This window comes from Mesotoga sp. BH458_6_3_2_1 (assembly GCF_003664995.1).
GTDB lineage: Bacteria > Thermotogota > Thermotogae > Petrotogales > Kosmotogaceae > Mesotoga.
This window is the reverse complement of the sequence record NZ_JFHL01000002.1, coordinates 664170-677866: the sequence shown is the minus strand read 5'-3', so window position 1 is coordinate 677866 and position 13697 is coordinate 664170. Positions and strand designations below refer to the sequence as shown.

Here is a 13697-nt window from a genome sequence, read left to right as displayed (position 1 = left end):
ACTATTCGAAAAGCTACGGGATTACAATATCAGACGATTATGCGATCTTTTGTAGGGGCGAACGGCTGTTCGCCCGAAAGAGGTCTTGGTTGGAATCTCTGCCTTTTACTCGAAAAAAGGGACCATAGGAGAAGCCGCAATGCGTCAGTTATACATTACAAGACGCAATGCACTGAAAAGCATCAGTGGACGCAAGGCTGGCGAAGAACATGCCAGGACGCAATGCCCGCTTCGCGGGGAAGCAAAGGATCGGGTTAAAAGAACGGGTTAAGAAAACCGGGTTATGAAGAACAAGATGCTTAATTGAATTCAGATAACGGGATGTAACACATTCCTAGGACCCGAGGCAGTCATTCTGACAATGCTCCTGGTCAGGATCCCTGTCTCTCGCGAAAAATGGGGCAGACCATAGAAGAAGTCGCAATGCACCGAGAAGCATCAGTGGACGCAAGGCTGGCGAAGAACATTGCCGGAAGTGATGCTGCTGCGCAGGAAGTGAGGCTCGCTTGCGCGAGGAAGTGATGCCCGGAAGGACATCCGGGGAAGTGATGCTGGCGCTTACGCGCCAGGAGGCTTAAAAGATAAAAGTCAGAGAACTTGATCCGGCTCAATAGTGACAAAGAATAACAGCGTCAGGTGATTTTGAAGAACACAACAATTCGTCATTCTGGACTTGATCCAGAATCTCGATCCAAAGATCCGCTGAACGCTGTGAAGATCAGTTGCAACTTGGAACTGTTTCTTTGCTCTTGCCGGCCACCAACCTGCTAACCCCAACCCCGGTCTCACAAAAGCCCAGATCCCGGATCAGGTCCGGGATGACGGTGTTAGAGGCTTCCAAAGGTGCAATCTTTATGGGATGGCATTTAGATTATTCAGAAAGCAGCACATCTCGTCACTTAGATAAGACAGGTCGAGAGCTTCGCTACGAGCTACGAGAAGAAGAGAAAGAGAGAAGCCAGTCTGCTTACGCAGGCCAGTTCCGACTACGTCGGACTAAAAGAGCCGCTTGGATAAGAAACGCGGAAGGCTGTAGGCTGGGGAAAGCATTACAGGAAGTGATGCGCCGAAGATCACCGGCGGAAGTGATGCTGCTGCGCAGGAGGCCTGTCAGGTCAGCCGTCAACGGTCCGCCGCTGATGTTTCAGAACCGCTTTTGTTCACCAGACCCTAGATCCGATAATAATTCCGCCGTCATGCTGGACGCTGCTGAAGAAACGTCCTTCGGTAGGATCAAGAAAACCATTGCGATTCTTTTGTAGGGGCGAACGGCTGTTCGCCCGAAGAGAAAACCAATAACGGGACGAAATAGGGAGTTTAACAGAACAAGTTGCAAAATCCTGTGCTGAATTCATGCTTCCGGTCAAGATTTGGTCCATTTGTCATCGGCGAACGGGTCCTCGCTCTGGAACGGTCAACATAGAACGCCCATTACAGCGTGCAGTGGATCTTTTTGAGCGGGTTATCGAAACTGGGTTAGGAAGAGTATCGAGATGCTGAGACAAGTTCAGATGAATCTGTGGTCTACGAGGTGAACACTCAAAAAGGGACCTCATGTTCAGCATCACGGAATCAAGAGCGGGTCTCGGATCATGAGTCTGGGCTTTCGTGAACACAAGCAATTAACCTTCACTGTCCTCAGTGCTATTGAAACCATCATCCTGGGTCTACTTAATCCGGGATCTTGTTTTGATCTCTTCTCGGAGAACGGGGGACCGTTGACGGACAACGTGGTTTTCATCAGCGTTCAGCGCGCAGCGTTTCCCAACAGCGGGATCCCAGGAACGAAGAACTCCTCTTTTGTCTGCCTTGTAGAGTCTAAAAGGCAACTATGAGCGAATCTCACAGCTGTAAAACCCTCATCCGGTTAGACGGCTTTCGATTCAAAGATGGGGCGTTTACTCAATTTCAAGTTGCTTTCTTCTGTTAGAAGTCCTCCGAAAATGTTAGAATTGTCGTGAATATCCGGAGGTGGCTTTCGTGACAAAGAATCCCCTGAATCTTAGACTCTCAGAAATCATATCTCTTGAAGACACTTTCGAGTTCTATAGAGATAGAGTAATGAAGTACAACGACGAACTCAAGGCATTCCTTCAGGTAAACGACCTGTCAGGCGACAAGAGACAGGGTTTCCCCTTTGCCTTGAAGGACAACATCCTGGCTGTCGGGACCAGAACAACTTGCGGCAGCAGAATACTCGAGAATTATGAATCTCCATACGATGCAACGGTGACCCGAAGGCTTGGCGTTAAGGGAGGAAAGCTTCTCGGAAAGACAAATTTGGACGAATTCGCAATGGGGTCCTCCACGGAGAACTCTGCCTTCGGCCCTTCCAAAAATCCCTGGGATCTTGAACGCATTCCGGGTGGAAGCAGTGGCGGAAGCGCGGCTGCGGTAGCTGCGGGGCTTGCTCCGTTCGCTCTCGGCAGCGACACTGGCGGTTCTGTAAGACAGCCGGCTTCCATGTGCGGTATAGTCGGCTTCAAACCGACATACGGACTCGTATCCAGATACGGGCTCGTCGCATTTGCCTCTTCACTGGATCAGATCGGGCCGATGACTCGATGCTCCCAGGACGCCGCAGATGTTATGTCTATGATATCGGGACATGATAGTAATGACTCGAATACAGTCAGAAAAGATCTATCTTTCGATGTGCCTCTTAAGGGATATCTCAAGGGGCTGAAAATTGCAGTCCCTTCCGAAATGCTGAACTATCCCGGCCTCGATTCCGGAGTTAAGGAGAGATTCCTTTCTATAATTGAAGATATTAGGCGTTCAGGAGCAGAGGTGGAAGAGATCTCCATCCCTTCGGTCGAGTACGCCGTGGCAACTTACTATTTAATTGCCCCCGCAGAGGCCAGCTCGAATCTCGCCCGCTACGAAGGGATAAGGTTCGGGCCGAGAGTGCCGTCGGAAGATTATGAAAGCCTCACAAACAAGAATAGGGACATAGGTTTTGGGAAGGAAGTGAAGAGAAGAATTCTTCTTGGAACCTTTACTCTCAGTGCGACTTATTATGATGCCTATTATAGAAAGGCGCTGAAAACGAGAAGCGTCATGGCCGGCGAACTTAACAGAGTGCTTGATGAATACGATTTCATCTTGAATCCCTCTTCTCCGGTGATTGCGCCGAGAATTGGCGAGATTACCGACCCCCTGACGTATTATTTGATGGATATTTACACGATACCGGCAAATGTTGCGGGGCTTCCGTCGATCTCTTTACCGGCGGGGCTGGTCGATGGAATGCCTGTCGGGGTACTTCTCACAGGCAGAAGATTTAGCGACGTTTCTCTTCTTGACGCCGCAAAGGGCATCGAGGATCTCTCTCCCTCTTACAGGGGCGGGCTGGCCATTCTTCCGGAAAGGTGGACGGAGTGATGAACAAGACTGTAATCGGACTGGAAATACACGCTCAACTCATTACTGAAACAAAGGCCTTCTGCAGCTGTAGGGCCGATGTCTTTGATCTTGAACCCAACACGGCGATCTGCCCGGTCTGCACTGGCCAGCCAGGCACGCTGCCCGTTCTCAACAAGAGGGTAGTCGAGTTTGCCATCATGGCCGGCCTGGCAATGAACTGCACTATAAACAAGCGGTCGGTCTTTGACAGAAAGAACTATTTTTACCCCGATCTGCCCAAGGGTTATCAGATAACTCAGTACTTCTTTCCCATCGCCGAAAACGGCTTCTTATACCTTGAGAACGGAGACGAAAAGAGAAAGATCGGGATTCGAAGAATACATATAGAAGAGGATGCCGGAAAGATGATTCACCAGGGCACTGATTCTATTACCGGCTCATCCGGTAGCTATGTTGATCTCAATAGATGTGGAGTTCCGCTCATCGAAATTGTTACAGAGCCCGATCTTCGCAGTCCGGCAGAAGCCCGCATCTTCATGGAGCTCCTTAGAGACACCGTTAGAGCGCTGGGAGTCTGTTCTGGAGATATGGAGAAGGGCGCCCTGCGATGCGACGCGAATATCTCGATGGTGGATGATTCAGGGAGAAGCTCGAACAGAGTAGAGGTGAAGAACATCAATTCCTTCAAATTTGTCGAAAAGGCGCTGGAATTCGAGCAGGAGAGAATTTCCAGAATTCTTTCATCCGGAGGCGATGTAGCCAAAGAGACTAGATCGTGGAGCTTCTCGTCCAAAGAAACGTTTTCTATGAGATCGAAGGAAGAGGAAAACGACTACCGTTACTTCCCGGAACCGGACCTTCCAGAACTGATTGTCAGTGAAGATCTAATAGAAAGGATTGCGGGGAATCTCCCTGAACTCCCATGGGAAAAGATTGAGAGATTCATGAAGCAGTACTCGCTTCCCCGTTACGATGCGACCGTTCTTTCTTCAGACGGCGAAATAGCTTCTTACTTTGAAGAAGTTGCGCAGACTACTCGCAGACCCAAAGAGAGCTCAAATTGGATCATGGGAGAGGTCATGAGACTTATGAATGAAAAGGAGCTCACAGTCGAAGAAGTAAGGGTGAGTCCTGAACATTTCAAGGAGCTTTTCGGGCTTATCGACGAAGGGAAGATATCTAACAAGATCGCGAAAGAAATCTTTCCATTTATTGTGGAAGGAAGGAAATCGCCTCTGGAGATAGTCAAAGAGAAGGGACTTGAACAGATAGACGATGACAAAGTGATCGAAGATGCCTTGAGCAAGGCCATGACCGATAACCCCTCTGCAGTTGAACAGTTCAGAGACGGGAAAGAGGGCGTTCTTGGGTATTTTGTCGGAGCAGTTATGAAGGCTACAAGAGGAAAGGCGAATCCATCGAAAGTGAATGAGATCGCAAGGAGGATGCTTAAGGGTTGAAGAAGGGTCTATGCCTGTTCTTATTGTTGATTTCGGTCGTGATTCTTTCCGCCGAAACTCAGATCAAACTGAATAATGCAGGGTGGAGCGTCTCTGCAGACATCAGGGCCTATGAAGACATTTATATGACTCTGGCGCTGGCTTCTGGAACGCCTTACGTAGGCGTGACCTATGTCGACAGCTGGGAGGAGTTTTCAACGGGTTTTCTGAAGTTGAAGACGAGGGACGGAGTCTTCAGAGGCTCGATCCTAGCGAGTCACGAAGGTTTGTTCATGGGGGTTAGATACGTCACCAACACGAATCAGATTCCGGTCTTCTCGCACACTTCCCTCGAGCTCGAGCTTTCTACGGTTGGCGATATGAAGTATCTCGTAAGAAACTGGGTGAGGCTTCCTTTGGGTCAGCTTAATGGTGGACTTAGCGTCTTTCTCCATCGAGAAGACTCCTTCTCATTCAACGATATAGGTCTGTATCTTTACGCGAAGGAATATGAGAGAAGTTTGAGGATTAGAAACGCAGAAACGAATGTTGTCGCCACTGTGGATCTGAAGACGAACGACTCTCTGGGAGAGATCGGATACGGAATCGGGATAGGAATGAATTACCTGTCATTCGACCTTGGATTGGCTTTCGCAGGCAATTTTATTGTGCCAGCCGGTGATCTCAGACTGATGCTTTCGCCGACCGTGATGGTCAGCTTGCGCGGAATTGACGCTCAAATGCTGATCTCGAAACTTGGAAGCGATGATTCGATTTTCGCTGGAATTTCGATCACTAACTTCAGTTTGAACGGGATCTTTATGAGGCTCGTTTTCTAATGGGTGCAGGTGTCTATGTTCATATCCCGTTTTGCGCCAGAAAATGTTCGTACTGTGACTTCTGCACCGTTCGATATGATCCGGCCCTCATAGACGAATATCATCGTTCTTTGAAAAGGGAGATCGAAATGTATTCGATTTCCGAAACAGTCGAAACACTCTACTTCGGCGGTGGCTCTCCGTCGCTCTATCCAGTCGAGTTGCTGAATGATTTGCTCGTGCATCTCAACAGTTCGCTGAGAACGGAGATAAGAGAGGCTACCATAGAGGTCAATCCCTGGGAGCTTGAGAGAGAACGTCTCCTAGAATGGAGAAAGATGGGCTTCAGCAGAGTATCGGTTGGCGTGCAGTCATCTGAGAAGAGCATACTCAAAATCTGCAAGAGGCCCGTACCTTCAGATCTGACAGAGAGATTGCTAATGAGCAGAGATATCTTTGACAACCTGAATCTCGATTTCATTTTGGGCTTGCCCAGAGAAGCCGAGAGCAACGTGAGAGCGAATCTCGAACTAATCGGCGCCATCGGACCGGACCATGTTTCATATTACGTCTTTGATTCCGATCATGAAACTGAATTGATGAGTCAGGTGCATGATGCTATCATTGAACTGCCCGACCCTGAAATCCTAGAAAGGCTCCACGATTTGGTTCTTGAATCACTGGGGAAGATGGGCTACAGGAGATATGAGATCTCTTCGTGGGCAATGGATGACAGAGAATGCCTTCATAATCTCAAGTACTGGCGTAATGAGCAGTACCTGGGTTTTGGGCTTTCGGCGGGCGGCCACTTTGACTGGAAGAGATATGTCAATACGGGAGACCTGAATCACTATCATGATCTTATTGGTCGGAATATTGTGCCTGTCAGTGAATTTAACCAAAACACCGTCATACAGGAATTGTTTGAGACTCTTTTTATGGGGCTCAGATTAACGGAAGGGGTAGATCTGTCTCGCAAGGGATATCCAAAAGAGCTTCTCGATCTCTTGATTTCTAGAATAAGACTCTACCTGGGGGAGTATCTTTCGCCCGACAACGGAATTGTAGCGTTGAACGAGAGTGGGATGGATTTTTCTAGAAGTGTTTTTCAGAAGCTCTTAGATATTAAGGAGGAGATGGAAATTGCTTTCTCCACATGAGGTGCTCGAGATTGCATTGAGAATCGAAAATGAAGGAGCGGATTTCTACAGAGACCTGGCCGAGAGCACTGACAATGAAAATCAGGGCTCGGTCTTTCGTTTTCTTTCCTCTCAGGAGAGAAGACATGCAGAGACATTCCGCGCTCTCCTGAAGAGATTCCAGGAAGAGGCCGCCGAACTCGTAAACTGGGACAACGCAGGGGCTTATATGGAGGACTTGACTGAGGAAGCTGTTTTTTCCGGCAGACTCCACGATGCGATGAGCAGTTCCGATTATGACGAGGCTATAGCCCTGGCAATAGAAGTCGAGAGAAAGAGCATAGCTTTCTACAGGAGTTTCGTGAATAACGTAAAGGCCGAGACTGCCGACGCTCTGAAGAAGATCGTCGCTGAAGAGGAAAGACATATTGAACTTTTGGAAGGACTGAGATGATGTCTGTTGAAGAACTTTCGGATTTCCTTGATCATTTTTCGGTTCATAAATCCACAAGCCCTACAGAGAGCTGGGACTCGTACTTCATGAAACTTGCCTACCAGGTGAGGGAGAGGTCGAGTTGTCATCACAGAAAGGTCGGAGCCCTGATCGTAAGAGAGAATCGAATTCTCGCTACGGGCTATAACCAGCCGCCTTCTGGATTTCCTCACTGCGATGAGACGGAGTGTATCAGAGACGCTCTAAAAATCCCTTCAGGTCAGAATCAGGAGATCTGCTACGCGGCTCATGCCGAACAGAACGCCCTGTCTCAAGCTGCGAAATTTGGAATTTCGACAAACGGGTCGACAATCTATGTAACCCACCGTCCCTGCTCCATTTGCGCCAGACTGATAATAAATGCTGGCATTAAGCGGGTCGTCTTCTCTGAAGGCTATCCCGATCCACTTACTGAGTTCATGTTCGATAAGACAGGTGTCGTCATGACGCATTTTACAGAGTGAATGGGAGGAAATCATGGCTATCGCAAGGCTAACTAAGTATCTTAGGCAAGACAGGATGCCCCACGTTTGGTGTCCCGGCTGCGGAAACGGCGTTATTATGAAAGCCTTCATCGACGCGGTCGACAAGGACGCCCTCGATCCCGACAGAGTCGCCGTAATATCCGGCATTGGATGCTCTTCCAGGGTCACAGGATACCTTAACTTCAACACTATGCATACTCTTCACGGAAGGGCCATAGCGTTCGCTACAGGCGTAAAACTGGCACGACCGGAATTCAACGTCGTAGTTATGGGCGGAGACGGAGATATGATGGCAATTGGAGGAAATCACTTCATCCATGCCTGCAGGAGAAACATGGATCTTACCGTGATAGTCTTCAACAATAATATTTACGGAATGACCGGCGGGCAGTACTCGCCGACAACACCTCATGAAAAAATAGCTTCGACTTCTCCGTACGGAAATGTTGAGAACTCGTTCGACATAGTGAATCTAGCAGTCTCTTCCGGCGCAACTTATGTCGCAAGGTCGACGGTCTTTCACTATGCCCAGATGGTTCAGTTCATTCAGAAGGCCTTGAATCACAAGGGTATGGGAGTGGTGGAGATAATGACCAACTGTCACACATACTACGGAAGATACAATGCGATGTCCAAACCGGAAGATCTGCTGACACATTTCAAAAAGAACACTGTACAGATCAAAAAAGCAAAAACAATGTCTCCCGAGGAATTATCGGACAAGATAGTTGCCGGCGAGTTTGTGAATATAGATGCGGAAACTTACAGCGACAGATACAGGATTATGAGCGAACGGATAATCGCTGCCGAGAGGGGTGACGAAGAATGAAGCACGCGTTTTCAGAACCTCATTCAGTAAGAATTTCCGGTATCGGTGGTCAGGGAAATGTCTTGATGGGTATAATTCTCGCCGAAGCGCTCCTCATACAGGGAAGCTGGGTCGTTCAGACGCAATCATTCGGTGCGCAGGTGAGAGGCGGACTCTCTTATTGCGATGTCCTTTTTAACAGCGAGCCGATCGACTACCCGAAGGCGCATTCCTTTGAACTGATCTACTCCATGCATCAGACTGCCGTTAATGCTCACGTTCCGCTGATTCATATGAACGGCGTCCTTATAATAGATTCGACCCTCGTGAAATCTATTCCGAAAGAAGGAATAAGAATGACGAGAAAGATAATTTCCAAGCCAGTAACGGAACTCACAGAGAACAGATTTTCAAGCACGCTTCCTGCCAATATGGTGGGGTTGGGACTGATTGCCAGAGCCGGCAATTTCGTCACTACCCAGTCACTTAAGGAAGCCATGGTAAAGCATATAAAGGCAAAGTACGTTGAGATGAACTCCCAGGCGATTGATTTCGGTTACTCACTAATTGAGAAGTCTTATAATATTAGAAGAGAAAGAATCGATTCTGTCGGCCGGGGATTTGAATGAAGAAGTTTGTCAGAAGTCTTGGCAACGCTACAAATGGAATAAAGCATCTCTTGAAAGAACGGAACTTCAGAATCCAGCTAGTGTTCGGAGCAGTAATTTTAACACTGGGCGCTCTGCTCGGGTTAGATAAGAATGATTATTATTGGCTTCTTTTCTGTACGCTTATGGTATTACTTCTCGAAGGAATTAACACTCTGGTGGAGAAGATTGCCGATATTCTGCGCCCTTACTATGATGAAAGAGTCCGTGTACTCAAGGATACAGCAGCCTCAGTAGTACTGATGGGAACTGCGATATCTATACTTATAGGATTATCCATTATTTTACAATCAATTTTTGGTTTGCATTTTGCCGTTGGACTGCTTTTTGGTATAATGATTTTGGTAATCTTCTTCTTCTTGGGGCTTTTTGGAGGTGGCAGGGAATGAACCGTCGGGTCATTCTGTTATTCTTAGTTATGTCTTTGCTTTTAATGACTCGCAGTTTTGCGTTTTTCCTCGTTACATACGTGGTTAGATCGGGAGACTCGATTCACACTATTTCCAGGGATTTGGATGTTTGCATTTCGACGATTATAGATTTCAACAATCTAAAGAATCCTAGCAGCATAAAGGCAGGGGATACGCTTCGGATACCTCAGCCCGATGGTCTGATCTACGACGTTCAGTCCGGCGATACCTTCGATTACATAGCAAAGCTTTTCTTCACTCCTGTCGAGGAGTTGATAGCGGCGAACAACCTTAGTCCCAATTCAATCATCAACCCCGGACAGAGGATCTTCGTTCCCATGTCTCTAATAAACTTGTGTCAGTATGTCCCACAGAGTTCCCCTTTCAGGTGGCCCATTTATGGAGTTATATCTTCCGATTACGGTTGGAGAACCCACCCGGTAAGCGGACAGCCCTCATTCCATTCGGGGCTTGACATTGCGGCTCCAGAAGGAACGCCGATCTTTGCGGGTTCGAGGGGAACAGTAGTCTTTGCCGGAATAAACGGTGGTTATGGAAACATGGTTGAAATACAGCACGACAACGGTTACGTAACCCGTTATGGCCACATGAGCAGGATCAGTGTTTATGTAGGTCAAAGAGTGGAGACCGGTTCGTTGATCGGCCGGGTCGGAACCACAGGTATTTCGACTGGTCCTCATGTACATTTCGAAGTCAGAGATCCAAAGACCAACACGATGAATCCCCTTTCTATGCTTCCAACACGTGACCTCATGTACGTCATAAGAAGAGAGGACGACGGCACCGCTGCCGGTGGTAAATGACAAAGATCCTGGTTAGCGCCTGCCTCATCGGTGTCAACTGTACGTATCGCGGTGATAACAACCTGTCTTTAGAGCTTCTTGAGCTGGTGGACAGGTTTGTTTTTTTACCGGTCTGTCCTGAGCAGCTCGGAGGACTCCCGACACCGCGTCCCAGGGCGGAAATAACTACTTCTAACGACTGGCGGGCAACAAGGATAGTTATCGATCAGTTTGGGAAGGATGTTACTCAGAACTATATACGAGGAGCCGAAGAGGTCTTGAAAATAGCGAAGCTTTCCGGAGCCAGTATCGCCGTCCTCAGATCCAGGAGCCCTTCTTGTGGTTGCAAAGGCATTTACGACGGCACTTTCAGCGGGGTGATGATCGACGGAATGGGAATAACAGCAGAGCTTCTCATGAAGAACGCTATTGAAGTCTATTCAGAAGAAGAGATCAATTTCTTATACTAGGATCGAATAGCTCAGTTAGAATCTTTTTCTCCTCTTCTCTTTCCATCGTAAATCCCGGACTCTTGGCCAGTACCACCCAATTTCCTTTCTGCCAGATGAGAACCTGGTCTTTGCCGCCGAACCTAACCACTTTCGCGTAGGAGTAATCGGCCTTCTTTATCCTGCCCATGTCTCTCGTCAGCACGGAACATTCCACAAGAAAGAGCGTCTCCCAGGTTCTTCTCGCGGAATCTGCGGAATCCATCTTCCAGATATACACATTGATCACCCTGGAGTTCAGCTCGAACTGAAAGCTCCTGACCGAATCGTCTTCGGGCGGGTAAAATACCCGGATCACCTCGCCATCGTCCTGCTCTACAGAAACTCCGTTTGCGAGACCCTGATCAGGTGGAAAGGGTGCCTCACCAAGAAGGGAGAAAACGCTGCTGTTGAAGGTCAGCTCATCCAGTCCGATCTCGCTGCTGGGAACGACAACATCCATCTTGTGTCCAAAAGCGTAATAAGAAGCAAATGCTGTCAACGCGACCACAAAAAAGACCGTGAAAAGCGCCCTGTTTCTTGAACTATACTTTCTGACCATTTTCAATCACATCCGGAAAATTCATCTGGTCAAATCAGCTCCAGCATCCTGGCGAGCATTTCAGGATCAAGCCTGTAGGTCGAACCTTTTCCCTGATAGAAACCGTGCTCTCGAATGAGATGAATCGAAATCGGCGAATAGTCTATCTCTTTCTTCAGGGTGATATTTCTCACATTGACGTTTACTTTTTTTGAAAGATGTCCGTGCCGAAAGGGGCAGGGTATGTAACCGCGACTCTCCTCGACGATTACTACGAAGCGATCATCGACTTTGACAGGCGAACCGAATCCCCTTTCACCTTGCTTCATAAGTATTTCCAGCTTGTCAGCGATTGTTTCATTCGTCAAGCCCAGTTCCTTCACCTTAGACTCATCCTCTCTGATAATATCGAGAAGGTTTCTTTCATCATCGCCAAGAAAGCCCGGACCGGTTATGCTGCCGGCTCTCATGTTTTCCTGAATTCTATCGAAGTCCGGAGTCTGTTTCAAAATCTCACCTCCAAAACTATCCGAATTTGTCGTAGTAGATCTTTTCTTCCGGTACGTTATGCTTTTTCAATACACTAATACAAGCATTTATCATCCCAGGACTTCCGCAAAGGTAACCCTCTCTGGAAGCCTCATCTCCCTGCTCGGCAAGGTACCTGTCAACCACATCGGTTATAAGTCCCACTTCGCCTTCCCAGCCGTCTTCGGGCAGGGGGTCGGACAGAGCCGGTATGAAATGGAAGTTGGGCATTTTACTTTCGATCTCCTTCATTTCCTCAAGATAGAAGAGATCCCTCTTGCTCCTTGCTCCAAAGAAATAATAGGCATTTCTTTCCACGCCCTTTTCCATCATGTCCAGTACTATCGACCTTATTGGAGCCATCCCCGAACCACCGGCAATGAATATTATATCTGAATCGGTCTCTCTGAGAAAAAAGTCTCCAAACGGTCCAAGGATTCTTATCTTGTCTCCCACTCTAAGCATCTTGTGGACGTAAGTTGTCACGATTCCATTGGGAACGAGCCTCACAAGCAGTTCAACTCCGTCCTTAACGGAGGGCTGAGATGACATAGAATAGGCTCTCATTGTCTCTCCCTTTATATCTCCATAACCAGGCACGATCAGTTGAACATATTGACCGGCTTTGAACCTTATCTCTTCTTCAAGATCGAAGAAGAGTTCCTTAATATCATGAGTGACATCCTCTATGGATGAGACGGTTGAAAGGTACTCACGTATGTTGAAAAGCTCTTCGGGAATCTCGATAGATACATCGCTTTTCACTTTTACCTGACATGAAAGCCTGATATTGTCCTTTTTTTCTTTGGGCGAGAGATAAGGCAGTTCCGTGGGAAGAATGGGTCCTATATCACTAAGGACCTTAACCTTGCACAGTCCGCAACTTCCCTTGCCTCCGCATGCCGAGGGGATGAAGATCTTCTCTCCCGCGAGAGTGGAAAGCAGAGTCGATCCGCCCTTCACCTTGTAGCTCTTGGATTCATTTACCGTGATATTCACTTCTCCGTAGTTGTTAACCAGGGCATCTGCGACTGTAAGAACGGCAGCGAGAACCGCGGAGATCCCTCCAACGACCAGAGCAGAGATGATTATTTCCAAGCCAAACACCACCTTACTGAACGGGCAGCATGCCCGAGAAGCCCATAAAGGCGAGGGCCATAATGCCAATGATTATCATGGTTATGCCGGGTCCTACCAGCTGAGGGGGAAGATCCTTTTCTCTAAGCCTCATTCTCATCGCGGACAGCGCGACTATTGCCAACCACCAGCCCGCTCCGGATCCAAACCCGAAGAAGAGCGACTGTATCAGGTTGTATTCTCTGATGATCATGAACAAAACACCGCCAAGGATCGCACAGTTTACGGTGATTAAAGGCAAGAAGATTCCCAGATTGATATAGAGAGCCGGAGAGAACCTGTCTATGACCATCTCCAGAAATTGGACAAATGCAGCTATTACTACGATGAATACGATGTACCGTAGATAGACGAGATTCAGCGGAACAAGAATATAGTAGTAAACTATATAATTCAAGACCGATGTCAGTGTTAGAACGAAGGTTACTGCCATCCCAAGGCCGTTGGCCGTCTTGATATCTCTCGAAACGGAGATGAACGAGCACATCCCGAGAAAATTGCTCAGAACCATGTTGCTCGTAAGTGCCGCAGCGATCATTATAACAAAAGGATTAAGCGGAACTCCCATCTACAT

At 47.9% G+C, this 13697-nt stretch carries 15 protein-coding genes; 11 read left to right on the top strand and 4 right to left on the bottom strand.

Going from position 1 to position 13697, the window contains the following annotated elements; all coding sequences use genetic code 11:
* Positions 1-1980: 1980 nt before the first annotated feature.
* Genes gatA through Y697_RS03590 form a run of 11 tightly spaced genes read left to right on the top strand, consistent with a single transcriptional unit; the run spans position 1981 to position 10899 of the window.
* Positions 1981-3384, top strand: a complete 1404-nt coding sequence (gene gatA, locus Y697_RS03640; RefSeq protein WP_121550313.1) for an Asp-tRNA(Asn)/Glu-tRNA(Gln) amidotransferase subunit GatA — start codon at positions 1981-1983, stop codon at positions 3382-3384.
* Positions 3384-4826, top strand: a complete 1443-nt coding sequence (gene gatB, locus Y697_RS03635) for an Asp-tRNA(Asn)/Glu-tRNA(Gln) amidotransferase subunit GatB (protein WP_121550312.1) — start codon at positions 3384-3386, stop codon at positions 4824-4826. The genes gatA and gatB overlap by 1 nt, the downstream gene beginning before the upstream one ends.
* Complete coding sequence (locus tag Y697_RS03630) at positions 4823-5644, top strand: hypothetical protein (RefSeq protein WP_121550311.1); 822 nt, start codon at positions 4823-4825, stop codon at positions 5642-5644. The genes gatB and Y697_RS03630 overlap by 4 nt, the downstream gene beginning before the upstream one ends.
* Positions 5644-6783, top strand: coding sequence for a coproporphyrinogen-III oxidase family protein (locus tag Y697_RS03625; protein WP_121550310.1), 1140 nt, complete (start codon positions 5644-5646; stop codon positions 6781-6783). The genes Y697_RS03630 and Y697_RS03625 overlap by 1 nt, the downstream gene beginning before the upstream one ends.
* A complete protein-coding gene (locus Y697_RS03620) occupies positions 6767-7216 on the top strand; it encodes a ferritin family protein (protein ID WP_121550309.1) in 450 nt (149 codons plus the stop codon). The genes Y697_RS03625 and Y697_RS03620 overlap by 17 nt, the downstream gene beginning before the upstream one ends.
* Positions 7216-7719, top strand: coding sequence for a dCMP deaminase family protein (locus tag Y697_RS03615; protein WP_121550349.1), 504 nt, complete (start codon positions 7216-7218; stop codon positions 7717-7719). Before Y697_RS03620 ends, Y697_RS03615 begins: the two co-directional genes overlap by 1 nt.
* A gap of 13 nt (positions 7720-7732) precedes the next feature.
* Positions 7733-8569, top strand: a complete 837-nt coding sequence (locus Y697_RS03610; protein WP_121550308.1) for a 2-oxoacid:ferredoxin oxidoreductase subunit beta — start codon at positions 7733-7735, stop codon at positions 8567-8569.
* Positions 8566-9177, top strand: coding sequence for a 2-oxoacid:acceptor oxidoreductase family protein (locus Y697_RS03605; protein WP_121550307.1), 612 nt, complete (start codon positions 8566-8568; stop codon positions 9175-9177). The genes Y697_RS03610 and Y697_RS03605 overlap by 4 nt, the downstream gene beginning before the upstream one ends.
* Positions 9174-9605 carry a diacylglycerol kinase family protein gene (locus tag Y697_RS03600; RefSeq protein ID WP_121550306.1) on the top strand — a complete coding sequence of 144 codons (432 nt, stop codon included), beginning with the start codon at positions 9174-9176 and terminating at the stop codon, positions 9603-9605. Before Y697_RS03605 ends, Y697_RS03600 begins: the two co-directional genes overlap by 4 nt.
* A 44-nt stretch (positions 9606-9649) precedes the next feature.
* Positions 9650-10450, top strand: a complete 801-nt coding sequence (locus Y697_RS03595; protein WP_259462287.1) for a M23 family metallopeptidase — start codon at positions 9650-9652, stop codon at positions 10448-10450.
* Positions 10447-10899, top strand: a complete 453-nt coding sequence (locus Y697_RS03590; protein ID WP_121550304.1) for a DUF523 domain-containing protein — start codon at positions 10447-10449, stop codon at positions 10897-10899. Before Y697_RS03595 ends, Y697_RS03590 begins: the two co-directional genes overlap by 4 nt.
* On the opposite strand, the gene Y697_RS03585 is transcribed toward Y697_RS03590, so the two are convergent.
* The 4 genes from Y697_RS03585 to Y697_RS03570 are packed head-to-tail and all read right to left on the bottom strand — an operon-like array spanning position 10883 to position 13691.
* A complete protein-coding gene (locus Y697_RS03585) occupies positions 10883-11479 on the bottom strand; it encodes a hypothetical protein (RefSeq protein ID WP_121550303.1) in 597 nt (198 codons plus the stop codon). The genes Y697_RS03590 and Y697_RS03585 overlap by 17 nt on opposite strands.
* A gap of 29 nt (positions 11480-11508) precedes the next feature.
* The gene (locus tag Y697_RS03580; RefSeq protein WP_121550302.1) at positions 11509-11967 is read right to left on the bottom strand and encodes a hypothetical protein; all 459 of its coding nucleotides are present in this window, start codon (positions 11965-11967) and stop codon (positions 11509-11511) included.
* A gap of 16 nt (positions 11968-11983) precedes the next feature.
* Positions 11984-13084: an NADH:ubiquinone reductase (Na(+)-transporting) subunit F gene (locus Y697_RS03575; RefSeq protein WP_121550301.1), complete on the bottom strand. Its 1101-nt coding sequence runs from the start codon at positions 13082-13084 to the stop codon at positions 11984-11986.
* A 13-nt stretch (positions 13085-13097) separates the two neighbouring features.
* Complete coding sequence (locus tag Y697_RS03570) at positions 13098-13691, bottom strand: electron transport complex protein RnfA (RefSeq protein ID WP_110990196.1); 594 nt, start codon at positions 13689-13691, stop codon at positions 13098-13100.
* Positions 13692-13697: the final 6 nt, after the last annotated feature.